We start from the raw sequence: 26220 nt of genomic DNA on the forward strand, positions 1-26220 counted from the left end.
TCTCTTCTATTTTTTAGCCACTGTATTTTATCGAGACGCCTTTTGCCAGAAGTTAACTTTATGCTACCTTCAATGCCGCCTCGCGACTAGATAGATATTCATTGTATGTACCTTGGAAATTAATGATTTCGTGATCAGTAATTTCTATGACGCGAGTGGCCAAAGATGAAACAAATTCTCTGTCGTGGCTCACAAATATGAGTGTGCCGTCGAACTTTTTGAGAGCGTTGTTTAAGGCTTCAATCGCTTCCATATCCATATGGTTAGTGGGTTCGTCCATAATAAGCACATTAATATCTGACATCATTAGCTTGCCAAATAACAGGCGGTTTTTTTCTCCACCTGAGCAAACCTTGGCTTTTTTATTAAAGTCGTCAGCGGTAAATAATAAACTACCCAACAAACCGCGCACTGCTAAATCATCGTGTTTTGGGGTACGCCACTGTGACATCCAATCAAACAAAGTAAGATCAGTGTCGAAGTCAGCAGTGCTGTCTTGTGGGCAATAACCTATGCTGGCATTTTCAGACCATTTCACTACGCCACTAGTGGCTTGTAAATCATCAATCAAACAACGTAATAGTGTGGTTTTACCTGCGCCATTTTCACCAATGATTGCTAGTTTCGCGCCAGCTTCTAAAATTAAGTCAGCGTTGTTAAATAGCGGCTTGTCATCAAATTGGTGACTCAGCTGCTCAAGGATCAAAGCCTGACGATGTAATTTTTTGTGCTGTTTAAGCATAATTTTAGGTGTGCGGCGACTGGATGATTTGACCTCGTCTAAGGTGATTTTTTCCATTTTCTTGGCACGAGAGGAGGCTTGTTTCGCTTTAGATGCATTAGCCGAGAAACGATTTACAAAAGCTTGTAGCTCGTCAATTTCGGCACTTTTCTTGGCATTTTCTGTATGTAGTTGTTCTTGGATCAATGATGATGCCGCTTGGTAAGCCTCATAGTTACCAGGATAAATACGTAATTCGCCATAATCAATATCTGCCATATGGGTACAGACTGAATTCAAAAAGTGCCTATCGTGTGAAATAATTATCATGGTGCATTTGCGTTCGTTAAGCACTCCACCAAGCCAATTGATGGTATAGATATCAAGGTTGTTGGTTGGTTCATCTAACAGCAAGATATCTGGATTTGAGAACAATGCTTGGGCTAATAACACCCGCAGTTTCCAACCGGGTGCTACCTGTGCCATGAGTCCAAAATGGTAGTGCTCGGCGATACCTGCCTGTAATAATATTTCACCGGCTCTAGATTCTGCTGTGTAGCCGTCCATTTCGGCAAATTGGGTTTCCAACTCTGCCACATGCATACCGTCGGCTTCACTCATTTCTGGTTTTGAGTAGATGGCATCGCGCTCTTGTTTAACCTTCCAAAGCTTAGCATCACCCATGATCACGGTGTCGACTACCGTGTATCCTTCAAAGGCAAACTGGTCTTGGCTTAGTGTGCCGACTTTGTCGCCAGGAGTAATCGACACATTACCGGCGCTTGGCACTAAGTCGCCACTGAGAATTTTCATAAATGTGGATTTACCACAGCCGTTAGCACCAATCAGTCCATAGCGATTGCCGTGGCCAAATTTAGCCGAGATGTTTTCAAACAAAGGCGCAGCGCCAAATTGCATGGTGATATTTGCAGTAGAAATCAAAAGTAGGTCGTCCAGAATTAAAAATTAATCGATATGTTTGCCAAGCGGCTCTGTGCCATCGGGTAAACAAAGGCCGCGCATTATACGGAAATGTGACGCTAAAGTCGAGTCTAATTGATGATTATTTATACAGACTGGTATAATTGTACTTCTTATAAACTGCTTGGTAGCATTATCACGCACATAAATTTCTAATGGATTGTATATGACTCTTAGCTTTAATTTAAAATCGGTTGTTGTGGTGGTGTTCATACTTTTAGTATCTGCATGCTCATCACCACCGGTTATTAGCGAAATCGATCGTTTGACTGCCAGAGCAGAGCGAGTTGAAATTATTCGCGACGATTTTGGGGTGCCACATATCTACGGCAAGACAGATGCAGACGCGGTATTTGGTTTGCTGTATGCCCAAGCAGAAGATGATTTTAAGCGGGTAGAGCGAAATTATATTTGGGCCATCGGTAGACTGGCAGAAGTGGAAGGCGAAAAAGCATTGTACAGTGACTTGCGGGCGCGTTTATTTATGTCTGTCGAACAAGCAAAGTTAGATTATCAAAATTCTCCAGCAGCACTTAAAGCGCTATGTGAAGCTTTTGCTGATGGTCTTAATTATTATCTCGCTACTCATCCAAACGTCAAACCCGCTTTGCTGACAAAGTTTGAACCTTGGATGCCGATGTTTTTTTCTGAAGGTTCAATTGGCGGCGATATTGAACAAATCTCAGAGAAAGGGGTGGCAGCCTTTTATGGCGACAGAGCGGATCATTTAAATACGCCAGATTTAGCTATGGTTGAGCCAAGTGGTTCAAATGGGTTTGCTATTTCAGGTAAGTTGACAAAATCCGGTGATGCCATGTTATTGATTAATCCACATACTTCTTTTTACTTTAGACCAGAAGTACATGTGGTTAGTGAAGAAGGGTTAAACGCCTACGGGGCAGTAACGTGGGGGCAATTTTTTGTGTATCAGGGATTTAACCAGAAAAATGGTTGGATGCACACTTCGACCCGTGTAGATTTTATGGATGAATATCTTGAAACCATTATAGAACGTGGCGAAGATTTATATTATCTATACGAAGGTGAGGAATTGCAGGTTGATACCACAAACATAACCTTGAAGTACCGCGATGCAGACACGTATAAATTTAAAACCTTCCCTACTTTTAGCACTCATCATGGGCCAGTAACGCATATGGTGAATGGGCAATGGGTAACAACAAGGATAAATTGGGATCCCGTCAATGCCTTACAGCAGTCATTTACCCGAACAAAAACAGCTAACCATGCCGAATTTCGGGCTATGATGGATATACGTACCAACTCATCTAACAACACCGTTTATGCCGATGCTGATGGCAATATCGCTTATTATCACGGTAATTTTATCCCCAAACGTGATCCTAGTTTTGATTATTCACAGCCAGTGAATGGTTCCATCAAAAACACAGACTGGACTGGCTTACACACAGTAGATGAAACCATTAGTATTCTTAACCCTGCTAATGGTTGGATCCAAAACGCTAACTCCACTCCCTTTACTGCTGCGGGTGAATTCAGTCCTAAAGTGGAAGACTACCCAACTTATATGGCTCCAGATCCTGAAAATTTCAGAGGCATACATGCGGTTCAAGTACTAACAGGTCAATCTGACTTTACCTTAGATAAGTTAATTGAGGTGGCTTATGACCCATATTTACCAGGATTCAAAACGCTTATAACAGGTCTTATTGATGCGTATGACAAATCACGTAAGCCGCTTAGAGCTTTAGATGAACCTATTAATGTGCTGCGCCAATGGGATTACCGAGTATCTGTGGATTCTGTTGCTATGTCTTTGGCACATTATTACGGCATGCAATATTTGGCTGAAGGTAAGCGTCCTGATGATAAAAGCTTTATGCAAATAATTGAACATTTTGGTAATGGCTCGCTGCGCTCAGAGAAATTAACAATCTTTGATTCGGCAGTAGAAAAGCTGACTGCAGATTTTGGGCAGTGGAATACTCTTTGGGGTGACATCAACCGATTGCAGAGGCTTACAGGCGATATAGATTTGCCTGTAGATGATACACAACCGAGTATTCCAATCGGCATGGCATCAGGGCGCTGGGGTGCATTAGCTGCTTTTGGAGCGCGTAGTGTCAATGGCAGTAAAAAACTTTATGGCTACCGTGGCAATAGTTTTGTGGCTGTGGTGGAATTTGGCGATAAAGTAAAAGCGAAATCGTTATTGGCCGGCGGCCAAAGTGGCGATCCAACATCAGCGCATTTTTATGACCAGGCCAAGCGTTATGCTGAGCGGCAGTTTAAAGATGTGGCTTTTTATAAGGATGATGTTTTGGAACGAGCGGTTGAAAGATATCGACCTGGTTACCGCGAGTAGTTTGAATATCTATTGTTACTTGTTGAAATAGAGTGTTATGACAAAATTATTATCAAATTTGATATGTTGTAATATTTTACCATACGTTCTGTAGTCATGATGTTATTGGTGCCTGTTATTTTTTTGGTGCAAGCTAACCATCTACAAATTGCTGAAAGCTTGGCTAAATCCATATGTTATTCTCGATACCCATTTAGAGCTTGCAACATTTGTTGAGGTATAACGTGCTGGGTTTTCAAAGTGCGTCAAATGTTTTAGGTCCTGAGTTTGCTGCTATTGAAGGAAACAAACTATATATGGAGATTGCCGATCAAAGTCGGCAACTTGAACTGACCGGCTTTAATTAATTTAAAAAAAGTAACCGTTCATTCCTTTTTTGCTTCAACACGCTACAGTGCTGGTTTGAAATATTTGACACTCAAGAAATAATTTAACCAAACCCCTGGCAAATACGTTTCGTCAGGGCGTTACGAAGCATTGAAAGTAAAATATAACTTTTAAATTATTCTTCCCATCATTAAGCGATTTCTCATTTATTAACAAACGTAGATTTATTTAATGTTTGTTTTCGCCTTAACATTAACTCTTTTGTCCCTAATAATCCGCATACCTTGAGTGAGTTGCTCAAGAATGGCCTCCACTGGATGTTGGCACGCTGCTCCTACTATAATAGCAACACATTGCAGTTAGATTGATTATCTAAAAGTTATAAAATCAGAATGCTGTAATAAAACTTACAACCCCTGCAGGTTAATCTTTAAACTTTATATATTTGAAGCTGTTGAAGTGGTTATTCTGGTTAGGTAAATGTATTTATTACTGGCTAAATTTAGCTCCAAGCGTCTCATAAATAAGTCTTGCTGCCAGCTTTGCGGTTCTGTTATCAATATCATAAGTGGGATTCATTTCAGCAATATCTGCAAGCCCCCAGTTATAGTGAAAAACAGATTCTGACTTAGCTATCCAATGCAGCATGTTAATGACAAATTCTACTGAAATACCCAAAGCACTCGGTGCACTAACGCCAGGTGCAATATGTGGCGGAAATGCATCAAGGCACACCGTGACATAAAGTTCGTCTACTGCTTTTAACATCGGTGTAATACACTTTTTAGCCGTCTCGGGCTCACAATCAATATCCAGTAGATATTGTGTTTTAGTGTGCGTGGCATAATTAAATAATGCTGCCGTATTTGACGATGAAGCTACGCCTAAGCAGGCATAATGAAAAGGCTGATGGTGAGCTTGGCAATATTCAGCAATCTGCCTAAAAGGAGTACCTGAACTGGTTTGTTTCGCAGGATTACGTAGGTCAAAGTGGGCATCAAAATTAATGATGCCAATTTTTTTGTTGGTGTTAGCAGCAAGATGCTGAACCAAACCTTGGTAACTGCCCCAAGCAATTTCGTGTCCGCCACCTAAGCCAATCACAAATGAATTTTCACCTAGGCTCTTGGCGATTTGCTGGGCATATTGAGTTTGGGCATCGGCCAAATGAGTTGCAGCAACGATATTGCCTGCATCCCTTACATCACAATCTGCATGCCAAGCTAAGTTAGCTAGTGCATTACGTATGACATTTGGACCTTTGGCTGCTCCAACCCTGCCTTTATTAGCGGCCACACCTAAATCACATTCAAAACCAAGCAGACTGCAACTATTGGTTGGTTGAATATTATCCATCACCTGATGCCATCGCAGTCCGTTTTGATCCTCTTCAGTATCTTCACGGCCTTGCCAATGGTAGGTTTTTTCTAAGGTAGTCACAATGCTTAGCACTCCCTTCCAGCGAACCACTTAGCAGCTGGCCTATGCTGGTTAATACCATAAACCAGCTCTGCCGGGTGTTCGATATCCCACAGGCATAAGTCTGCATCCATCCCGGTTTGAATTTGGCCTTTGTTTGCAATATCTAGTGCTTTGGCAGCATGCAGGGTGACACCTTGAAGTACTTCTTCCGGAGTCAAACCAAACAACACACTCGCCATATTCATTATGGTTAAAATGGATGCAATGGGTGAACTACCCGGGTTTAAGTCGGTGGCTATCGCCATAGGAACCTTGTTGGCCCTGAGTGCGGCTACAGGCGGTTTTTGGGTTTCACTAAGATAATAAAATGCGCCGGGTAACAACACAGCAACCGTACCCGATTGTTTTAGTGCGGGGATATCTTTAGGGTCTAAATATTCAATATGGTCGACAGAGATGGCACCAAACTCAGCTGCAAGTTTGGCACCCTTTAAATCAGAGAGCTGTTCAACATGGGCCTTCACATTGAGTTTGTGGGTTTTAGCGGCTGCAAAAATCTTGCGGCATTGTGCTGGCGAGAAGCCAATGCTTTCACAAAACACGTCAACACAACTGGCCAATTGCTGTCCAGCAACAGCGGGTATTACTTGATCACAAACAAATTGAACGTAATCATCAGGGTTAGAGCGGTATTCTATGGGCACAGTATGCGCCCCAAGATAAGTGGGAATAATACTAACAGGCAAATGCTCAGAAATTTGTTTGGCGACTTTGAGCATTTTTAATTCGGTATCCAAATCTAAACCGTAACCCGACTTCACTTCGATACAGGTCACCCCTTCTTTAACTAATCTCGCAGCGCGTTTAATGGCACTGGTGAGCAAGGTTAGTTCAGATGCATCTCTGGTGGCATTTACCGTACCTTGAATACCTCCGCCTTGTTGGGCTATTTCAGTATAGGTTTTGCCTTGTAGCCGTTGCTCAAACTCATTAGCTCTATTGCCGCCATAAACCAGATGGGTATGACAGTCGATAAACCCAGGTAGTAACCATTTGTTTTCGCCATCGACTTTTTTACTACTCTGGTAGGACGTGTCAGAACTACCGAATATGGCGAGTACTTTGCCGTCTTTTATGGCAACACAAGATTGACTAAGTATGCCGTAAGCTTTGCCGTTTTTTTGCATCGAAGCAATACGCACATTTTCTATTACTACATCACACTGCTTAGTCATGGGTTATACCCTTTATTTAATATACATATGAGTTTACTTGTACATACTTGTATATACAAGTATGTACAAGTGTATTAATATCATTTTATTCTTACATACTGGATGGGTTGATGATGGATAATAAATCTTCGGTGCAAGCCAGATTTGTACAAATTAAGTCTGCATTATTAGACAAAATTGAACGTGGCGACATGTGCCCAGGTGACAAAGTGTTGTCAGAAAATAAGCTGGCAGCTAGTTTTGGTGTGAGTCGTATGACTGCTCGTCGTGCTTTATCTGAATTGGTAGTGGAGGGCATTTTGGCGAGGTCTCAAGGTGTAGGTACCTTTGTTTCTGACAGCCGACCCATGAGTTCGATTCTTGAAATACGCAGCATAGACGATGAGATCATTCAGCGCGGACATCGCTATTCAAACAAAGTGTTAGGCGTGCATACAATACATGCATCTGAACGACAAAGTGTTTGGCTGGGAGTGTCGGCTAATAGTTTAGTTTTTCATACTAAGGTTGTGCATATGGAAAACGAGCTTGTTATTCAATTAGAAGACAGATTAGTGAATCCTGCTTTAGCTCCTCAATATATTGAACAAGACTTTATACACACTACAGCGAATCATTATTTGAGCAAAGTAGCGCCTCTGACTCAGGCCGATCATTCTGTTGAAGCTATATCTCCCAATAAAGAATTAGCCGATATATTGGAAATTGATATCACCCAGCCTTGTTTGAAAATAAGTCGCCGCACTTACTCAAGTAAAGGCATTGTCAGTTATGCCCGCTTATATCATCCAGGCAACCGCTATCGAATAGGTGGTCACCTTGATTTTCACCCTTCTAATTAGGACATTTTTATGAATCGATATGACCCCAGTCGCACTATCCGTGCACCTAGAGGCAATCAACTCAACGCCAAAAGTTGGCAGACAGAAGCGCCCCTTAGAATGTTGATGAATAACCTTGACGTGGAAGTAGCTGAACATCCCCATAGTTTAGTGGTTTATGGCGGCATTGGGCGCGCTGCGAGAGACTGGCAAAGTTATGACAAAATTGTTGAAGTACTCAAACGGCTGAATATTGATGAAACTTTGCTCATCCAAAGTGGTAAACCTGTAGGTGTGTTTCCTACTCACGAAAATGCACCGCGGGTTATTATTGCTAACTCAAATTTAGTACCACACTGGGCAAACTGGGAACACTTTAATGCGTTAGATAAACAAGGCCTGATGATGTATGGCCAAATGACAGCTGGATCTTGGATATACATTGGTTCACAGGGAATAGTACAAGGCACTTATGAAACTTTTGTCAGTGTGGCAAAACATCATTTTAATGGTCAACCCAAAGGCCGCTGGATATTAACCGGTGGTTTGGGCGGTATGGGAGGTGCGCAACCTCTTGCGGCAACGATGGCTGGCTTTTCAATGTTGGCGATTGAGGTGGATGAAAGCCGTATCGATTTTCGAATAAAAACAGGATACTTAGACAAAAAGGCTCAAGACCTCGACCATGCTATGGAATTATTAAAGCAGGCCAATTTAGCTGGTGAGTCGGTTTCTATCGGTTTACTAGCTAATGCTGCAGATGTTTTTCCAGAATTGGTTAGACGCAATATAACGCCAGATGTGGTGACTGACCAAACAAGTGCTCACGATCCATTGAACGGTTACTTGCCTAAAGCTTGGAGTCTGGAGCAAGCGTTAAGTATGCGTCAAACCGATGAAAAATTAGTAGTGAAAGCCGCTAAAAAATCTATGGCCATGCAAGTTAAAGCCATGTTGGACCTACAATCTAAAGGTGCGGTCACTCTGGATTACGGCAATAACATCCGGCAAATGGCGTTAGAAGAGGGCGTGTCAAATGCCTTTGATTTCCCAGGATTTGTGCCTGCCTACATCAGGCCTTTATTTTGCCAAGGCATAGGTCCATTTCGTTGGGTGGCATTATCTGGCAATCCAGAAGATATCTATAAAACCGATGCAAAAGTAAAAGAATTAATTCCAGATAACGCGCACTTACATCAATGGTTAGATATGGCCAAAGAGCGCATTCAGTTCCAAGGTTTACCTGCACGTATTTGTTGGGTGGGTTTAGGTGAAAGGCAAAAACTGGGGCTGGCCTTTAACGAAATGGTCAGAACCGGTGAACTATCGGCACCCATAGTCATTGGTCGCGATCACCTAGATTCAGGCTCAGTTGCTTCACCTAATCGTGAAACAGAAAATATGTTAGATGGTTCAGACGCGGTATCAGATTGGCCGATACTTAATGCGCTACTAAACACTGCTGGTGGCGCAACATGGGTAAGTTTGCATCATGGAGGCGGCGTTGGCATGGGATTCAGTCAGCATTCCGGTGTAGTTATTCTGTGTGATGGCACGGAAGATGCCGACAAGCGTATCGCTAGAGTGTTACACAACGATCCTGCTACAGGCGTTATGCGTCATGCTGACGCAGGCTATGACGTGGCTAAAGAATGCGCCAGAAAGCACAATTTAGACCTGCCGATGTTAGACAACGAGGGAGATAAGTAATGGAACGTATCGAAATTAATCCGGGGCAACTCACCCTATCTCAATTAAGAGACGTGTACCGTCAGCATATCCCTATTTCCTTATCATCTGGTGCTCATGAGGCTATTCATAAAGCTGAAATGGTAGTGTTGGATGTGATTGCAGAAGATAGAACTGTGTATGGGATCAATACTGGTTTTGGTCTATTAGCTAATACTAAAATTGATGTGTCGGAGTTAGAACTTCTGCAACGCAGCATAGTGCTGTCACATGCTGCTGGTATTGGCAATTTTATGTCTGAAGATGTAGTGCGTTTGTTGTTATTACTTAAAATAAACTCGCTGTCTCGAGGTTATTCAGGTATTCGCTTACAAGTGATTGAAGCCCTGATTACCTTGTACAACAAAGAAATCTACCCTGCTATTCCTGAAAAAGGTTCGGTGGGTGCTTCGGGCGATTTAGCGCCGCTGGCCCACATGAGCGTAGTGCTATTAGGAGAAGGTGAAGTCATCTATCAAGGCACCCGAATTTCAGCAGAAAACGCCTTAAAAATAGCGGGACTTGAGAAAATTGCACTCGCACCTAAGGAAGGATTGGCCCTACTCAATGGGACTCAGGCGTCAACAGCTTTTTCCCTAAGAGGTCTGTTTTGTGCCGAAAATGCATTAAATTCCAGTATCGCCATTGGTTCATTAAGTGTCGAGGCTGCACTGGGTTCGAGAGTGCCTTTTGATGAACGTATTCATGAGGTGCGTGGCCATCAGGCACAAACTGATGTGGCGGCGGCTTACCGAGGTTTATTAAAAGAATCCTCTATTGGTCACTCCCACGGCGGCTGTGAAAAAGTCCAAGATCCTTATTCGCTGCGTTGCCAACCCCAAGTGATGGGCGCTTGTTTGCAACAAATGCGTTTTGCCGCACAGACGCTTGTAATAGAAGCTAATGGGGTATCAGATAACCCATTGGTATTTTCTGATAGTGGCGATATTCTTTCAGGTGGTAATTTTCACGCTGAAATCGTTGCTATGACCGCAGACATGTTAGCCATTGCTTTATCCGAAATCGGTGCCTTGTCTGAAAGACGCATGGCGTTATTGATTGACTCGCACCTAAGTGGTTTACCCCCATTTTTAGTGGATAACGGAGGGGTGAATTCTGGGTTTATGATTGCACAAGTGACCAGTGCCGCGCTTGCCAGCGAAAACAAAACCCTAGCCCACCCAGCATCAATAGATTCATTACCGACTTCGGCTAATCAAGAAGACCATGTGTCTATGGCCACCTTTGCAGGCAGACGATTATGGGATATTTTCGACAATGTAGCGGGTATTTTGGCCATAGAATGGCTGGCGGCTAGCCAAGGGTTAGACTTTAGATTGCCACTTGAAACCAGCGATAAGCTCAAATCAGTTAAAGCGTTGCTGCGTACAAAAGTGACTTTTTATGACAAAGATAGATATTTTTCACCTGATATTGAAAATGCCAAAAAGTTGATAGTGAATCGTAGTTTGTTGGATATCGTTGATATTGACTTGTTGTAAACAAGTTTGCTTATAGAACCTTCCTAGTTCAACAAATGTGCATCTTATGCAAGTTAATGCTTCATTTCTACAGAGGTGATTATGTATTTTGCTATTTTTATTTGTGTTTTATTTTTACTTTGCGTATTTATCCAGACTTAAAAGTTTGGGTAAATACATGGTTTGCTCACAAAACAGCAAACTTATATTACGCCTTTTAAAAGATTCAGTTTATGAAATACCGTAAAAATTTCCCCGAAACGTTGACGTAATTATGATTATAGCGTTCGTACCTAATCCGACTTCCGCGAATATACTTTGAAGTGTTTGCACGCCTAGTATTTGGTTTAATTGATCCAAATGGTATTGAGAGTAAATATGAATAACCTAAAATTATTTGGATTATTTCTAGTCGACATCTTTTCTGCGATGGGTTGCGGCGAAAGCAGCAACAGCATCTCAAATGCTAGCGTCTCTGCTCCATTCGTAAGTGCTGGTACTTTCATGGTGGTATTTTTCAAATACAGCAAAAACTCATAATGTTTTAGGCGATGGGGCCAATACTTTCAATTCGTCTGGCTCCTACACTTATATAACGAGTGAAAGTGTAGGCAATGCAATCGTAGTTGATTCAGTTATTTCGAATTTTACCCTTACATTTATTTCATTAATAACGGGAAAATTCCAAGCTACAGCTGAACCTGACGCAAATTCAAACCAAACGGGTTTCTCTATTGTGTTAAGACAATCATCACCTAACAAGCGTATAAGTTTATAAGTAACAAATGAGCCCAAATTTTTGTAAATACGAACGACGTAAAATGCGTCTAATTTGCTCCGTTTTTTATGCGGAATTTGAGGCTATAGAAAGGTGTAGAGCCAAAACTGCAGTGCGCCACGTAAAATATTTTTATTTACTAATGGTTCAACTTATCAATATTGCACGTTTTAGTCCTGTACTCTTTTTATCGAGCACTTAGTTCAGCCCACTTTACGTAGTCCCAGTGATTAGACTTTGACGCTTAGTGTTAGCAGCGCCGGGACTTGTGGTAATGAACTTTGCCTACCAGGGCAATACGGCTAAGTACTACTGCTACAAGTAATACAGCAGCACGTAGGCCGATAATAACCCTGCAATCCATAAAGCGGTGGTGCCTACAGGCCAAGAACGGGCAAACACGCCTCTTTCTTTACTGTCAGCCGTGTGGGGTTGCCCCAAGTAATTGATGGCGATCCGATGTAACAATTTCTGCAAACGTACTCTTTGTACTGCAATAACTTCACCGATCGAACTAAGTGCTTGCTCTATTATTCTCACCAATGAAACGGCTGCACGTCTCCATAACCAATCAGTGTCGAGGCTTATTGTCATAGTTCGTTTCATCAGTGGCAACAGCACGAAGAACGCAAGTCCTGAAAATAATAGTAATTGTAAATAGAACAATACTTTGCCAACCGTATACGGTTCATAATTAACTGGATAGGGAAGCAAGCTATAAAGCATCTCGGGGAAAACACCGAGTAAAACACACAAGCTGGCAAAAATGACCATCGCCAGTCCCATATTCCAAGGTGCATCTTTAGGTCGTAAACCTGAATCTTTTTGAAAAAACACAAACCATGGGAATTTTATCCCAGCATGTAAAAACACACCGGCAGATGCGGCAGTTAATGCCATATACACCCATACTAGATTTCCATCAACTGCAGCTTGGGAAATCATACTTTTTGTGGTGAAGCCTGATGTCAGTGGAAAACTTGAAATGGCTAAAGCACCTATAATACCGCAGACGCAGGTTAGCGGCATAGTGCGAAAAAGACCACCCAGCTCCATACATTTATTTTTACCCGTGCGATAGATAACCACGCCCGCACTCATAAATAACAGTGCTTTATAAATAATGTGTGCAAAAGCATGTGCCGTCGCCCCATTGAGTGCCATTTCGGTGCCAATACCCACAGCAACCACCATGAAACCGACCTGGTTAACCACAGAGTAGGCTAAAATGCGCCGAACATCGTTTTCAAGTAGGGCAAAGATGATGCCGTACATAACCATAATCAAACCTATGCCAATCAACACAGGCTCGCCGGGGAACAACAATATAAGTGCCAGCACAGCTGTTTTGGTTGTAAATGCCGACAGAAACACCGAGCCGGTTGGAGTGGATTCTGGGTAAGCATCTGCAAGCCACGCGGAAACAGGCGGTGCTGCGGCGTTTATTAATATACCAATCAGTATCATCCATGTACTAAAATCTGTTGCCAGCATAGGTTGAATTTGGATAGAACCAGTACTCACAACCACACCTTCAATTCCAACTTTAAGCACCACGCCCCCGAGAAGGTGCATAATGGCATAACGTATCCCCGCTGCTCTTGCGCCAGCCGTACCGCCACACCAAACAACAATGGTGGAAAATATCGCCATTAGTTCCCAATACAAAAACATGGTAATCAGGTCACCAGCAAAACAGACACCTATGGCACCCGCGGCGTATGCAAAAGCAGCGGCAAGTTCATACCAACGTGCTACTCGAAAAGAATACAGCCCTCCCACAAAGACCATGATTGCAAAAATGGTAGCGAACAATCGCCTTAGGGGGCTACCCTCAAGGGGTTCAATATTGTATGAAAGAAATTTTACGGTACTTTGAACGCCATCAGGGACTTGCCATATCGCCCATAGGGTGATTATGGGGGCTACTAATATGACTGCGGTACGCCCATGACCTTTTACCAGACAAATTAGAACAGCAGCAATGAGCAGGATAAATGCAGGAGAGAAAAGTTCAAATTCCATTGTTACTCTCCTTTATCTTGTTCTGACTCGGGTCTGGGTTCGTATGAGGCTGAGTTTCGTCGTAATAGTCTAGGGGGCGCTTGAGCACTAGGCCCAATAATTTTGCCATTAACACCATTACCAGACAACTGACAAATCCGTAAATTGCACCGAATCCAAACCAAGCATCAAAGCCAAAATAACCTTTAACGTATATAACTGTCTGCGCAAGTACCACCAAGGTGAGTACTACACTGGAACCAATCCACAACTTACGAACAGTTGACGGTCGGACTAACCAGTGGAGTTGTTTTTCATCATTGTTCATTAACCCAGCCCCTTCACTACTTGGCTTTCCAACTCAATTACTGGACCGTTAAACAAGAAGAAAGCGAGTGTCAGTAATGCGGTTAAACACAATGCTAACACGGCTAAAAACGGTGCTTCTCCATGTTCGTTGCCACCTTCTTTTTCGCGTTCAAACCAAACCATGTATAAAATGGGTAAAAAGTACGCTGCGTTTAGCACTGTACTGGCAATGATGGTGAATACGGCTACAAGATTATTGGCTTCAAATGCGCCAGCTAAAATATACCATTTAGATACAAAACCGCCTGTGGGTGGGACACCGATCATACTCAGCGCTCCGATCGTAAATGCCGCCATGGTCCATGGCATTCGCCTACCAATACCGCGTAATTGATGAATTTCGGTTTTCTTGGAGGCAACGTAAATGGCTCCTGCCGCAAAGAATAAAGTTATCTTGCCAAAAGCGTGAGCAACCATATGTATAGCTGCACCTACTTCTGCTAGTGGTTTAAGTATAGCTGCGGCCATAACCACATACGAAAGTTGGGCAATAGTAGAGTAAGCAAGTAGGCGTTTGATGTTGGTTTGCCGTAATGCCACTAAGCTTGCAGTAATGATGGTAAATGCTGCAGCATACAACAACCATTGGGAGCTGGAAGCTTCAAACAGAAAATCAATTCCAAATATGTAAACGATAATTTTTGTGATAGTAAATACACCCGCCTTTACCACTGCAACGGCATGCAGTAAGGCACTCACTGGCGTAGGTGCAACCATTGCTGCAGGTAGCCATTTGTGAACAGGCATCACTGCTGCTTTACCCACACCAAATACGAATAGGCCTAGAAGTAAACCAATTTCAGGATCATTCAACTTACCAGCGAGGATACCCCCAGTGGTAAAATCGCCTGTTCCTGCCACTGAGTAGGTCCAAATTATCGCAGGTAAAAATAAACCGATTGATGTGCTAAGTAAAACACCTAAATAAATTCTTGCTGAACGCACTGTAGCAGCATCACCTTTGTGGGCTACCAGCGGATACGTAGAAAGCGTTAACAGTTCATAGAATAAAAATAAAGTAAACAGATTGCCGGCAAAAGCTACACCAATAGTGGCGGAAAGAGCAAGGGCGAAACAGGCAAAAAAGCGTGTTTGGTTTTGCTCTTTGTTGCCACGCATGTAGCCTACGGAATATATTGAGTTGATAAGCCAAAGACCTGATGCCAAGGCAGCAAATAACATGCCCAGCGGTTCCACTGTAAAAGCAATGGTTAGACCCGGCATCACCTGACTTACCTCTACTGAGGGACGTCCACCATCCATCAGAATGGGCAACAGCCCCCAGACTACCCAAATTAATGACAGTGAGGTAATTGCAGTAGCTGCTTCACGCAGGTTAGGACTTATGCGCCCAGCAAGAGCAATAGCTAGTGCGCCTACTAATGGGATGCCAATGGCGACTAATATTGCGGTTTCTGGTGTCATCGTGAGCCCTCTAATAGCAGGGCTGCAGCACTATTTGCTAGCTCTAATGGAACCTGCGGAAATATTCCAAAGTATATGTTCATCACCGCAATCAGCCCAGTAATCAATAATAATTGCATTGGTGCTTCAGGTAGCGGGGTTTTTCCCTCAACAGGAACCTGGAAGTAAAGTGCTTCAACGATGCGCCAGATATATACTACCGCCATCAATGAGCTTATAAGAATGATAGCGACTAAGCCCCAGCCCCATGGTCCGCTCTCAAGTGCAGCATTAATTAGCATCCATTTACTGATAAACCCTGCAGTGCCGGGGACACCGATCAAGCTTAAACCACAGACCACAAAAGCTGCGCAAGTCCAAGGCATACGTGCAGATGCACCGCCGAGTTGGTTTAGGCGTAAGTCGCGATATTGGTAAGCAAGGCAGGCAACAGCGAGAAACAGCCCGCCTTTTGCTAACGCATGGTTGAATATATGCATGGCACTGGCACTTAACCCTGCAATACTCACAAAGCTGACACCCAGCAAAATATAGCCGATTTGTGCAATAGAAGATGAAGCAAGCAACCTCTTAAGATGCCCTTCAAACATTGCGACTGCTGAGGCAATAAGTATCCCTAAAATTGCTAGGGGCATCATAAACATCGCGAACTGGATCTCGTGAGCATCAAGCGTGGCCTGAAATACCATGTAGTCGAAACGTATTAATACATATAGTGCAACCTTGGTGGCGCAAGCTGCGAGAAACACTGTCACCATATGTGGTGCATGTGTATACGCATTTGGGACCCAAACATGCATTGGAAACACCGCAGCTTTTAGGGCTAAACCAATAGTAATGAATCCTGCTGCAACAAGGATTGGATTAATATCGGTGACATCACCAATCCGCGCTTCCATATCAGCCAAGTTAAGCGTGCCAGTCATCATGTAAATAAGACCCACACCAATAAGGTAGAAGGTTGCACCTATAGTGCCCATCATCAGATATTTAAAAACAGCAGGTAGCGCGCGTCGGTCTGGACCACCCGCTATCAATATGTAGCTGGCGAGTGATGAAATTTCCATAAATACAAAGATATTGAAGGCGTCTGCGGATACAACTATTCCTACCAGCCCAGAAAGAACAAGTAGCCAAGCCGAGTAAAAAAGCGGTTGACGCTCGATTTCTATTTGTTGGTCAATGCTGGGTTTGGCCGCTAGCAGGGCTGCTGCTGCCGCGCCCGTAATGACGAGTAATACCAGCGCACTAAACGCATCTACCGACAGGGCAATACCATAAGGTGCGGGCCACCCACCCATGGCATATTCAATGGTTTGACCGTCTAATACCGCAATGGTAAGAGCCACTGCAATGGCAAAACTGAGCACAGCAACGGCAGTTGCTCCCGCCCATGCTAGACCACGTGGCTGTAATAAAACAATAAGTGGGGCCGATAACATCGGAACCACAACTTGCAATGCAGGAAGGTGTGTTAATAAATCCATAGTAGTTAGTCGGCGTCCAAAATTTCGTTTTCTTCGATAGTGCCGTAACATTCACTGATACGCACCACTATAGCCAAGCCTAATGAGAGGGTAGATACCCCTACAACTATGGCTGTTAGTATCAGCACTTGAGGCAGTGGGTTAGAAAATATCTGATCTTCCACACCCTCTTGAATGATGGGGGCCGTGCCGCCTTCTACCTTGTCCATGGTGATATACATAAGGAAGACTGCTGATTGAAAGATGGATAATCCAATTAATTTTTTAATTAAATTGACTTTATTGATTACTGCATACAATCCGATCGTTAAAATAATAGCAAAAACCCAATAATTGAAATAGCCCAGTAGTTCTAAAAAATTCATGTCAATATCTCACGGGCTGCAAAAGCATGGAAAATAGCCAGAAGGGCTCCACAAACAGCCATCCCAACTCCGGCCTCAATAATTAAGATCCCTAGCTGCTGTCCAAATATGGGGTTGGCTGCCAATACAGAATAATCTAGAAAGGCTCCACCCATAAACATACACGCCACACCAACACCGCCATACAGTAGCGAACCGCCTACAACCATGCCAAGTAACACCCTACGAGGGATTGCTCGTAGGGCTTCAGCTTCGCCTTCGAGCAACGCATAAAGGATGACACCTGTAGCAATAATAGCGCCTGCCTGGAATCCCCCACCTGGCCCGTACTCCCCATGAAATTGCACATACAACCCAAATAGCACGATAAAAGGTATCAGTAACCGACCGACCACTTGAGGTATCAGATGATGGCGTAGACCACTATTTTTTTCGACTACTTGTCGAGTTTTTTGTGGAGGGCTCACACCAAGGATAAATAAAACTCCGATACATGCAGCAAAAACTACAAATACCTCGCCAAGTGTATCGTAACCTCTAAAAGAGCCCAGAATAGCTGTGACTACATTGGGTATATCGATATATTCAGTGGTTTTCTCTATATACCATGGCGCAATATGTTGATGCACTGGGGCATCTGGGTCGCCAAGCCTTGGTTTATCGAAGGTTGCGTAAATAATTAGTAGTGCCAGCACGCCCACAGTACCAAAAGCTACCCAACGTCCTGTCTGTCGAGGTTTCTCCTTGTCATCAGTTAGCGCTAGCGCACACAGGAAAATGACTGTCGTTACTCCAGCACCCACCGCGGCTTCTGTTAGTGCTACATCGGCAGCATCCAGAATAAAAAAGTTGGCAGCCATCAGTAAACTAAAGATAGATGTAAGCATGACTGCGACGAAAAGGTCTTCAGTACGAACTATAGCTATCGCGGTAATGACGAGTAGGGTGAGTAGAAACAACCCAAATATGAATATCATTCTGGCGTGTTTTCCTTGGGTTTATCGCTAGTAGTTCCAGCGTCTGGTTTGAGACCGGATAACAGTGCCGCATTGGCTAGTGCATAGGTAGCGGTTGGACCCGTTAACAGCAGAAATAGCATGATAGCGAACAATTTTAAAGTGGCCAAAGTTAAGCCAGCTTGCAGCATCATACCAACAAAGATCAAAATGGTTGCCATAGTATCAGTAAGGCTGGCGGCATGAATTCTGGTGTAAAAGTTTGGCAAACGCAGGCCTCCTATACCGCCTATCAGCACACAAGCACCACCTAAAACAAGCAAGATCCAACTTAGAATATCCAACGCGATATCAATCATCTTTGGAGCTCGACTCTTTTCGTGCCCGATTTTGGAAGAATTCCAATACCGCAAGGATCCCGACCATATTGATCAAGGCGTAGGCTAGCGCTAGATCGAGAAAATCCGGCCGACCGTAAAGGAATGCGATAACAGACAGCAGCAATACTGTCTTTGTGCCAAACACATTGACCGCCAATACACGGTCGTAAACACTTGGGCCCATTAAAGCTCTAACGAGGGCTAATACCATGGTCACCAGTATGGCGATTGAGACGATAATGTACATGCCTATTTATGCTCCAGTGCGGCTGCTCGACGATTGGCTTCGCCTTTTTGTAATTCAAGTGCACTTTTGCTGGTAAGACAGTGAATCAATAGTTTTCCCTCATATAAATCCAATGTGACAGTTCCAGGTGACAGAGTAATAGAATTGCCGAGGATTACTTGGCCTACATCTGTTTTGGTTTGGGCTTCCAGTACGACTACTGTAGGACTTATAGGTAAGGACGGCTTGAGGATTAGTTTGGCCACTTCCAGACTTGAAATAATAATTTCTCGCAATAACCACATCCAATAGCCCGGCAAGCGAGGCATTAGTCCAAGTAAAGCCTGATGTCGGAAAAAGCCCATGCGGTGGGCGAGGTAAACGCTGAGCACACACGAAAAAGCCCCTAAACCCACGACCAATGGTTTATAGAGCCCTGACCATAGTAACCATGTGATTGAAAGAATAAACAACAAAAGCAAAACAGACGAAAGCCTTGCTTCGCCTTTTTGAAGCCTATGTCGATTTTGAATCATCTTCATTATATACAGGGATAATTATTGAGCAGTGAAATGTAAACGACTTCCATAGCCAGCACGTCTTTCATTGCACTTTTTTGTTGAGCTGTCAGGTCGGCAACCACCACATCAACTACATCGCGAAGTGGCACGGGATCACCGAGGCAAAAACCGGCCAATTTGGCTGCTCGTGAACGATCGACACGGCCTGGCATACGAGTACGCATCGCTCGCTCTGCAAAGGTTTCATTACCAGAAATGGCATTCTCGGCACTCAACATAACCCGTGCATCTGTCGCAATGGCCCCGTCTATAAAACCTTGAATGTAGCGGACACAATACTGACCATCAACGCCCTCTGGCTCAGATTTAAGTAATGCACAATGAGATGCCAATTCCTGAGAAGATAGTTTTTCCAAAGCATTGACAGTTGATACTGACATTAATTGCAGTAACACAAGCGCGAAAATAAGCTTAGGGTAAATCTTTAGAGAATTACGCAGCCTGAAATATTTATTTTCAAAGGACATTTTTGGAAACCCTTACTGAATTTACTGAGCATTATGAACTATTTAGCAGCGTGTGCAAGTCCCGACTAGTGATTAAGATTACGTTAGGATGAGCCTTTTTTACTTACACATAGCCTTGATTTTTTAGTCTTACTTGAATCCGTTGTAGATGTTTTTAATATTAAATAAGGTAACTTCGTTCTCCGTATTGAACTGTATATAAAAGATGTTTATTAATTTTTTTATAAAAATAGCTAAACGTTAAAATCACTGTATTGGTTCTATTGTGGCGTTTGATTAAGTTAGTCATGTATCGCAATATGAAAAATATTAGAACTAAAAATTAAGGTTAATCTCCACAAGTTATGTTGGATAGTCATATATTTTCATTTGAAACCCACTTTAAAGCTAAAAGTATGCATTTACCGTAATAATAATCCGTAAGGTCTTAGTTTCATGTGTTTATTTATGATTATTGAGGGAATTAAGGTTCTTTGTGTTCAATAGCGGCAGTGATTTGAAACTAATGAGTATTTTAAGCTTAAAATTATAAATTTTAGTGATGCAAAAAAAATAACAGTATGGTGTGTTTCTATTTCTCATAATACGAACGGTCGCTAGGAGAATTTGAGCCTAATATGCTGTGACTCATTGGTTATGATGCTTTTTATGGGTTTAATACTTCTTTGGACGTCAGACATTCACATTTGCTTATCCCTGATAATCAAGTAGAGCACTAAAAATGCTTAAGTCGCGCCAGCGTTAATTATGAAAAAGACCGTTGTGAGTCAACTCTGCTTTTAGTTAACAAGTGTCTCCTACTGTTAAAAATGAGGTTAAAGAGCTCATTTCGTCTCCGACAAAAATAATCAACAACGGGGAGATATATTTGGAAGTATGCTGTTATTGGAAGACTATTATTAAGGTGAATATTGGAAACTTTTTATTATCCTCAATACAAAAATGCCACTCTTAGTGAGCGGCATTTTAAATTCTTCGGCTAGTCAATCCGGTTATAAAATAAAGCGACTTAAGTCTTCATCGTCTACTAATTTTTCTAAGTGGTCGTCAACGTATTTAGCATCGACAATCAACGATTCGCCACTTCTTTCAGACGCATCGTAAGAAATATCTTCCATCAGTTTTTCCATGACAGTGTGCAAACGTCTGGCACCAATGTTTTCAGTACGTTCATTGACTTTCCATGCGGCTTGAGCGATGTGTTCAATACCCTCTTCAGTAAATGATACATCGACACCTTCGGTTTTCAGAAGCGCTACATATTGCTCGGTAAGCGAAGCGTTTGGTTCAGTCAAAATACGTACGAAATCGTGAGCAGTCAACGCAGATAGTTCCACGCGGATCGGCAAACGGCCTTGCAGTTCGGGAATTAAGTCAGATGGTTTGCACATTTGAAACGCGCCAGAAGCGATAAACAAAATATGGTCGGTTTTTACGGTGCCATGTTTAGTCGACACGGTTGAACCTTCAACCAATGGCAATAAGTCACGTTGCACCCCTTCACGAGACACGTCTCCTCCACTGGTAGAGCCTTCACGCTTACAGATTTTATCAATTTCATCGATAAACACTATGCCCGTCTGTTCAAGTGATTCTATAGCTGTTTGCTTTAAATCTTCTTGATTAATTAGCTTTCCAGCTTCTTCATCAACTAACAATTTAAACGCTTCTTTAACCTTAAGTTTCTTCTTCTTATTTTGACTACCAGACAGGTTTTGAAACATGCCTTGAAGTTGATTGGTCATTTCTTCCATGCCTGGAGGTGCCATAATTTCTACGCCAACTTGAGGCGCAGCTACGTCTAGCTCAATTTCTTTGTCGTCTAACAGGCCTTCGCGTAGTTTTTTGCGGAAAATTTGTCTGGTACCTTTATCCTTGGGCGCATCCTCTTCACCAAAAGCCTTTTCAGGGGGCGGTAATAACGCATCTAATATACGTTCTTCTGCCGCTTCTTCAGCTCGGAATTTTACTTTAACTTTGGCTTGTTCCTTAGTCATTTTGACTGCGATGTCCGCTAAGTCACGAATGATTGTTTCGACTTCTTTACCTACATAACCGACTTCGGTAAATTTTGTAGCTTCGACTTTTATAAAAGGCGCATTAGCTAACTTGGCTAGACGTCGGGCAATTTCGGTTTTACCGACACCTGTAGGGCCAATCATTAGTATATTTTTTGGTGTCACCTCTTGGCGCAGCTCTGGTCCAAGCTGCATCCTGCGCCAGCGGTTTCGAAGGGCAATAGATACCGCTCGTTTAGCATCTTGTTGACCGATAATATGACTGTCCAATTCGTGGACGATTTCTCTTGGGGTCATTTCTGACATAAATTAAACCTTTTAATCTGGGTAATCGGCTGACGGTAAATATAAACAACGCCAGTCAGGTAAGTGTTTTAGTCGCTATGGTCAATAATCGATTGTTTCAATTGTTTGGCTATGGTTGGTAAATACGCAAATGTTGCCCGCTATGGTCAAACTTTTTTCAGCTATTTCTTTGGCTGATAATTCGGTGTTTTCTAACAAAGCCATGGCGGCTGATTGTGCAAAGTTGCCGCCAGAGCCAATAGCAATTAAATCATTTTCTGGCTGCACTACGTCACCGTTTCCAGTAATGATGAATGATGCCGTTTCGTCTGCGACAGCCAATATGGCTTCTAGTTTGCGTAACATGCGATCGCTACGCCAGTCTTTGGCTAACTCAACAGCGGCTCGGGTTAAGTTGCCTTGATGCATTTCAAGTTTAGATTCAAAACGTTCAAACAAAGTAAACGCATCAGCAGTGCCGCCAGCAAAACCTGCCAACACTTTATTGTTATATAAGCGGCGCACTTTTTTTGCGTTGCCTTTCATCACGGTATTGCCAAGTGAAACTTGACCATCACCTGCAATTACAACTTGATTATTACGGCGTACAGATACAATTGTAGTCACGAGAATTCCTTCAATGTCCAGGGACAACCAGATGGGTTTACACAACTGTTGTCAGGGCTAAGAGTGGGCTACGGCTTTCAGTATTTTAGAAAACTCCGCCGGCTCTGGTAGATGTGGGGAGGATTCCTTTTTTTTCAAGCCGCAAAGGATGTTAGGCATTTGAAATGCTTCTCTTGTGCGAGTGAATTAATATTTGGAACTCAAGCCTCGCTGATAGACGAGCTAGCCAAAATGAACAAAAGCGGGCAGTCAAAGCTTTTTGGAAATGGGTGCTTTGTGCCAAAAACGGACTGTCGCCACAAATAAAAACTGCTCACGAAGGAGTTACTATTGATTACATTTACACTGCTAAGTTCTTTTGCGTCTAGTAACACCAATCAAGCCGGTAAGGCCTAAACCAAATAGCCATACAACCGTTGGAGCGTTAACTACTAACGGCTTAAATAACCATACTCCAGTATCAGAGTTTGAAATAACTACTGGTATCGATTAACGTTCGCGGTCTAAGCCCAAGCGGTAACCGTGTAACCGTCTTAATCGAGGGTCGTAGTAGTGACTTTTAGGAGTGGATTAGCCGATGGACCATCCATAGCCAACCTGTAATCCCATAATAAATCTCATCTGAATAAGAGTATTAAACAGTCCGGTATCTGTAACATCACCGTTAAAAATTCAATGCCGTTTGGGTATTCGGCCATCTTCGGTGGCATCATAAAATGCTTCAGCTGAAAATTTATAGTGTTGTTGGGTAGTAAGCAATCAAATAATGCGCACACCTCGGGTTTTTGTAGCCCATTTTCAGCCCGTGAAATCAATGCCATTTAAACTACCGTTACATGCGCTACAAATATTAATAGGGGTTAAATCGGTATACGAAAAATGAATTGTTTCGCTTAGCTGTCGCCAGTATTTATCTTCGATGATCCTGGCACTAGCCACATTGACTAAGCAACAGATAGGGCAAAAGATGTTGTGAGTGGGTTTAGATGGGGTTGACGGCCAGTGCAAAACCAAGAGTCGTTTCTAAGGACTCGATTAAAACTGAACACACAGTGTTAAGCAGCCCCTTGGTAAAAATGTGCAGATGCCGAATATCAACATGATAATATGATTGATATTCGGCCAACTAGCGGTTTGAGAGGATTAAAACACCGCATTGAATTACAGTGCGTTTGGCGCAGGAATTAGCCCTCGTACACCGTTTCCCAGGTTTTCTCGGCTAAGGCCTTGGTTTTTAAAATGCCCTCCCGAGACGATAAACTGGAACCTTCGTATTCTATGCCCAGATAGCCATCATAGGATCCTGCTTTCATTATTTGAAAAAACTTTTCAAAATCCATACTGGTTTCGTTACCGTTTGAGTCAAACTCAAGCGCTTTCACACTGACTGCTTGTGCCGTGGTGATTAATTCAGCAAAGCCCTGATAACTATCGTATTTTTTAACGCAGGGCGCGTTCCAGAGTTCGCCATTTTCACGCTCTATACACCAATTATGAAATCAGCCAGACCGGCAACATTTTTATCTGCCAGCTTGGTGATCAGATCAGCTAGCCATGCGCCATCGTTAGATATTCCACCATGGTTTTCGATAATGATTTGCAGCCCTTTTTGCTGAGCATATTCCGCCAAAATACCTATCGCTTCTATGCTTTGTGCCTTTACATCCTCAGGGCTTCCGTCACCGTGGGCATTCACTCTCATCATGTCGCAGCCTAAATAACTGGCAGCATCCACCCATTTTTTACCTGTAGCAATTGCCTGTGATTGTAGTTCTGAGTCAGATGCGCCCAGATTGCCGATATTGTCCACTTGGATCATTAGGTTTTTGATGCCTGCCGCTTTTGCGGCCGCGTTGAGACTGTCGAGATATTCAAAATCATCCACTTTATCTTGAAAAAATTGGCTGACGTATTCAACGCCCACAAAATTCATATCTCCTGCAGCATAAATGAAATCCACTGTGTCCATTTCTCCAGCAAATAACTCTCTGTTAAATGACCACTGAGCGAGAGAGTATTTAGCTTCTGAACCGATTGTTTTTGCAACTGGCGCTTGGTTATCTTCGAGTTTTGAGCATGAGACAAACAGCGCCAATGTGATTGTGGCAATCCACGTAAGAGGGAATATTTTCAATGGTAAGTTCCTTTGCTAGACATTATCGCTGTCGCGATCCTAAAACCTCATTGTACGATAGACCTAAATTACAGCGAACTGTGAATATAGACAGCATAATACCCCATTTTTGTATTCAGGTTACTGAGTATCTTTTGGATCACCAATGGATTTTTAATGTTTAGAATAACTGTGGCTGAACGTCTGGAGATTAGATCGGAAATGGTGAAAATAACTCTGACCAGTTAAGGTAGTTGACTCGCGATAGTGGTTAAGAATGCTTTAGAAAACTAGACAAATCCTAAAGCAAAAAACCGCTTTCATAATCTTGGTGTGAGCTTCAGACATTAATGTCTAGTGATATCACAGCTAAGGATGTGGGGCTCATTTCCCAATTTTTTCAAGCCGCAAGCAAATGCTCACGACCTGTAATCTTTAGCGCCCGTTTTATTAGAGGTTCCAGTTCCAAATTTTACATCCGTTAATTTTTGCACGCTGCAAAGTGTGGCGGTGTTTTTCGGCTAAGCGTTTACTGTCATAGGGGCCAAGAATGACGCGGTACCATACTCCTGACGTACCTTTACTCGATCTCACTTGTGCCTCTAAACCTTGAAAGGCAATCATTGCTTTAAGCTCTTGAGCTTGTTCATTTTTTCTAAACGAGCCACACTGGATTAAGCGGCGCGGTGCTGGTTGGTCTTGCTCTTTTTGTTCTATTTTAACTGTAAATTCTGGCAAGCTTTTAATAAACTCCCATTCTTCCTCTGGGATATCAGGCATGGTATCTTTTTTACTTTGGGCATGTTCGGTGCTTGCGCTATCGTTAAATTCGTCTCCAGGCGCATTACCTTTGATACTCCACAAAAAATAGCTAAACCCTGCCACTAATGAAAGAGTGATGACTACCCGTAGCCAAGGAAGTGAAGGTTTGAGGGGAGGTGTTGCTTGTTTTTTGCTGCGGCCACGAGCCACGTAATCTTTGTGCGCCATGCTATAAAAAGTACTGCGTAGAAATAAGGACCATTATTTTACCGCGGAACACAGGATCCTCAATCAGAATCTGTATTTTTATTGTA

The 26220-nt window shown here is 42.8% G+C and carries 23 protein-coding genes; 5 read left to right on the plus strand and 18 right to left on the minus strand.

Going from position 1 to position 26220, the window contains the following annotated elements:
* Positions 1-58: 58 nt before the first annotated feature.
* Positions 59-1663, minus strand: coding sequence for an ABC-F family ATPase (locus C427_RS00890; RefSeq protein WP_007638170.1), 1605 nt, complete (start codon positions 1661-1663; stop codon positions 59-61).
* A 205-nt stretch (positions 1664-1868) separates the two neighbouring features.
* Between C427_RS00890 and C427_RS00895 the strand changes: the two genes are divergently transcribed.
* Positions 1869-4049 carry a penicillin acylase family protein gene (locus C427_RS00895; protein ID WP_007638171.1) on the plus strand — a complete coding sequence of 727 codons (2181 nt, stop codon included), beginning with the start codon at positions 1869-1871 and terminating at the stop codon, positions 4047-4049.
* 816 nt (positions 4050-4865) lie between these two features.
* Here C427_RS00895 and hutG read toward each other — a convergent pair.
* A complete protein-coding gene (hutG, locus tag C427_RS00900) occupies positions 4866-5816 on the minus strand; it encodes a formimidoylglutamase (RefSeq protein WP_007638174.1) in 951 nt (316 codons plus the stop codon).
* A 5-nt stretch (positions 5817-5821) separates the two neighbouring features.
* Positions 5822-7033 carry an imidazolonepropionase gene (gene hutI / locus C427_RS00905; RefSeq protein WP_007638175.1) on the minus strand — a complete coding sequence of 404 codons (1212 nt, stop codon included), beginning with the start codon at positions 7031-7033 and terminating at the stop codon, positions 5822-5824.
* A gap of 110 nt (positions 7034-7143) precedes the next feature.
* Here hutI and hutC point away from each other — a divergent pair, with 110 nt between their 5' ends.
* The 4 genes from hutC (at position 7144) to C427_RS26110 (ending at position 11603) form a co-directional block, all read left to right on the plus strand.
* Positions 7144-7875 carry a histidine utilization repressor gene (gene hutC / locus C427_RS00910; protein WP_007638176.1) on the plus strand — a complete coding sequence of 244 codons (732 nt, stop codon included), beginning with the start codon at positions 7144-7146 and terminating at the stop codon, positions 7873-7875.
* Between the two features lie 9 nt (positions 7876-7884).
* Entirely contained in the window at positions 7885-9564 is a 1680-nt protein-coding gene (gene hutU / locus C427_RS00915) for a urocanate hydratase (protein ID WP_007638178.1), read from the plus strand.
* Positions 9564-11084: a histidine ammonia-lyase gene (gene hutH, locus C427_RS00920; RefSeq protein ID WP_007638179.1), complete on the plus strand. Its 1521-nt coding sequence runs from the start codon at positions 9564-9566 to the stop codon at positions 11082-11084. The genes hutU and hutH overlap by 1 nt, the downstream gene beginning before the upstream one ends.
* A 357-nt stretch (positions 11085-11441) precedes the next feature.
* Positions 11442-11603: a hypothetical protein gene (locus C427_RS26110; RefSeq protein ID WP_007638181.1), complete on the plus strand. Its 162-nt coding sequence runs from the start codon at positions 11442-11444 to the stop codon at positions 11601-11603.
* Positions 11604-12156: 553 nt separating this feature from the next.
* Here C427_RS26110 and C427_RS00925 read toward each other — a convergent pair.
* From C427_RS00925 to C427_RS00995, 15 genes are all read right to left on the minus strand, one after another.
* Entirely contained in the window at positions 12157-13866 is a 1710-nt protein-coding gene (locus C427_RS00925; RefSeq protein ID WP_007638182.1) for a Na(+)/H(+) antiporter subunit D, read from the minus strand.
* Positions 13856-14173: a hypothetical protein gene (locus tag C427_RS26115; protein WP_051075179.1), complete on the minus strand. Its 318-nt coding sequence runs from the start codon at positions 14171-14173 to the stop codon at positions 13856-13858. Before C427_RS26115 ends, C427_RS00925 begins: the two co-directional genes overlap by 11 nt.
* Positions 14173-15639 carry a monovalent cation/H+ antiporter subunit D family protein gene (locus C427_RS00935; RefSeq protein WP_007638184.1) on the minus strand — a complete coding sequence of 489 codons (1467 nt, stop codon included), beginning with the start codon at positions 15637-15639 and terminating at the stop codon, positions 14173-14175. The genes C427_RS26115 and C427_RS00935 overlap by 1 nt, the downstream gene beginning before the upstream one ends.
* Positions 15636-17126 carry a monovalent cation/H+ antiporter subunit D family protein gene (locus C427_RS00940; protein ID WP_007638185.1) on the minus strand — a complete coding sequence of 497 codons (1491 nt, stop codon included), beginning with the start codon at positions 17124-17126 and terminating at the stop codon, positions 15636-15638. Before C427_RS00940 ends, C427_RS00935 begins: the two co-directional genes overlap by 4 nt.
* Positions 17127-17131: 5 nt before the next feature.
* Positions 17132-17491: a cation:proton antiporter subunit C gene (locus C427_RS00945; RefSeq protein ID WP_034899398.1), complete on the minus strand. Its 360-nt coding sequence runs from the start codon at positions 17489-17491 to the stop codon at positions 17132-17134.
* Positions 17488-18468 (minus strand): DUF4040 domain-containing protein, encoded by a 981-nt coding sequence (locus C427_RS00950; protein ID WP_007638187.1) that lies wholly within the window; start codon positions 18466-18468, stop codon positions 17488-17490. Before C427_RS00950 ends, C427_RS00945 begins: the two co-directional genes overlap by 4 nt.
* Positions 18465-18806, minus strand: coding sequence for a monovalent cation/H(+) antiporter subunit G (mnhG, locus tag C427_RS00955; RefSeq protein ID WP_007638188.1), 342 nt, complete (start codon positions 18804-18806; stop codon positions 18465-18467). Before mnhG ends, C427_RS00950 begins: the two co-directional genes overlap by 4 nt.
* Positions 18799-19074 (minus strand): monovalent cation/H+ antiporter complex subunit F, encoded by a 276-nt coding sequence (locus C427_RS00960; RefSeq protein ID WP_226991150.1) that lies wholly within the window; start codon positions 19072-19074, stop codon positions 18799-18801. The genes mnhG and C427_RS00960 overlap by 8 nt, the downstream gene beginning before the upstream one ends.
* Before the next feature lie 2 nt (positions 19075-19076).
* The gene (locus C427_RS00965; protein ID WP_148285874.1) at positions 19077-19595 is read right to left on the minus strand and encodes a Na+/H+ antiporter subunit E; all 519 of its coding nucleotides are present in this window, start codon (positions 19593-19595) and stop codon (positions 19077-19079) included.
* Complete coding sequence (locus C427_RS00970) at positions 19595-20014, minus strand: Rap1a/Tai family immunity protein (RefSeq protein ID WP_226991151.1); 420 nt, start codon at positions 20012-20014, stop codon at positions 19595-19597. The genes C427_RS00965 and C427_RS00970 overlap by 1 nt, the downstream gene beginning before the upstream one ends.
* A 1079-nt stretch (positions 20015-21093) precedes the next feature.
* Positions 21094-22425, minus strand: coding sequence for an ATP-dependent protease ATPase subunit HslU (gene hslU, locus C427_RS00975; protein ID WP_007638192.1), 1332 nt, complete (start codon positions 22423-22425; stop codon positions 21094-21096).
* A gap of 81 nt (positions 22426-22506) precedes the next feature.
* Positions 22507-23031, minus strand: a complete 525-nt coding sequence (gene hslV / locus C427_RS00980; RefSeq protein WP_007638195.1) for an ATP-dependent protease subunit HslV — start codon at positions 23029-23031, stop codon at positions 22507-22509.
* Positions 23032-24215: 1184 nt separating this feature from the next.
* On the minus strand, positions 24216-24413 hold the full coding sequence (locus C427_RS00985) for a hypothetical protein (protein ID WP_007638200.1): 198 nt from the start codon (positions 24411-24413) through the stop codon (positions 24216-24218).
* A gap of 98 nt (positions 24414-24511) precedes the next feature.
* Positions 24512-25165 carry a sugar phosphate isomerase/epimerase family protein gene (locus C427_RS00990; RefSeq protein WP_007638201.1) on the minus strand — a complete coding sequence of 218 codons (654 nt, stop codon included), beginning with the start codon at positions 25163-25165 and terminating at the stop codon, positions 24512-24514.
* Between the two features lie 429 nt (positions 25166-25594).
* Positions 25595-26134, minus strand: a complete 540-nt coding sequence (locus C427_RS00995; RefSeq protein ID WP_007638213.1) for an SPOR domain-containing protein — start codon at positions 26132-26134, stop codon at positions 25595-25597.
* Positions 26135-26220 lie beyond the last annotated feature (86 nt).

It is taken from the genome of Paraglaciecola psychrophila 170, assembly GCF_000347635.1.
Classification (GTDB): Bacteria; Pseudomonadota; Gammaproteobacteria; order Enterobacterales; family Alteromonadaceae; genus Paraglaciecola; species Paraglaciecola psychrophila.

Bases quoted from the DNA above. Each gene is read 5' to 3' on its own strand.
- C427_RS00895 (WP_007638171.1), top strand. From the start codon at position 1,869: ATGACTCTTAGCTTTAATTTAAAATCGGTTGTTGTGGTGGTGTTCATA.
- hutI (WP_007638175.1), bottom strand. From the start codon at position 7,033: ATGACTAAGCAGTGTGATGTAGTAATAGAAAATGTGCGTATTGCTTCG.
- hutC (WP_007638176.1), top strand. From the start codon at position 7,144: ATGATGGATAATAAATCTTCGGTGCAAGCCAGATTTGTACAAATTAAG.
- hutU (WP_007638178.1), top strand. From the start codon at position 7,885: ATGAATCGATATGACCCCAGTCGCACTATCCGTGCACCTAGAGGCAAT.
- hutH (WP_007638179.1), top strand. From the start codon at position 9,564: ATGGAACGTATCGAAATTAATCCGGGGCAACTCACCCTATCTCAATTA.
- C427_RS26110 (WP_007638181.1), top strand. From the start codon at position 11,442: ATGAATAACCTAAAATTATTTGGATTATTTCTAGTCGACATCTTTTCT.
- C427_RS00925 (WP_007638182.1), bottom strand. From the start codon at position 13,866: ATGGAATTTGAACTTTTCTCTCCTGCATTTATCCTGCTCATTGCTGCT.
- C427_RS26115 (WP_051075179.1), bottom strand. From the start codon at position 14,173: ATGAACAATGATGAAAAACAACTCCACTGGTTAGTCCGACCGTCAACT.
- C427_RS00935 (WP_007638184.1), bottom strand. From the start codon at position 15,639: ATGACACCAGAAACCGCAATATTAGTCGCCATTGGCATCCCATTAGTA.
- C427_RS00940 (WP_007638185.1), bottom strand. From the start codon at position 17,126: ATGGATTTATTAACACACCTTCCTGCATTGCAAGTTGTGGTTCCGATG.
- C427_RS00945 (WP_034899398.1), bottom strand. From the start codon at position 17,491: ATGAATTTTTTAGAACTACTGGGCTATTTCAATTATTGGGTTTTTGCT.
- C427_RS00950 (WP_007638187.1), bottom strand. From the start codon at position 18,468: ATGATATTCATATTTGGGTTGTTTCTACTCACCCTACTCGTCATTACC.
- mnhG (WP_007638188.1), bottom strand. From the start codon at position 18,806: ATGATTGATATCGCGTTGGATATTCTAAGTTGGATCTTGCTTGTTTTA.
- C427_RS00960 (WP_226991150.1), bottom strand. From the start codon at position 19,074: ATGTACATTATCGTCTCAATCGCCATACTGGTGACCATGGTATTAGCC.
- C427_RS00965 (WP_148285874.1), bottom strand. From the start codon at position 19,595: ATGAAGATGATTCAAAATCGACATAGGCTTCAAAAAGGCGAAGCAAGG.
- C427_RS00970 (WP_226991151.1), bottom strand. From the start codon at position 20,014: ATGTCAGTATCAACTGTCAATGCTTTGGAAAAACTATCTTCTCAGGAA.
- hslU (WP_007638192.1), bottom strand. From the start codon at position 22,425: ATGTCAGAAATGACCCCAAGAGAAATCGTCCACGAATTGGACAGTCAT.
- C427_RS00995 (WP_007638213.1), bottom strand. From the start codon at position 26,134: ATGGCGCACAAAGATTACGTGGCTCGTGGCCGCAGCAAAAAACAAGCA.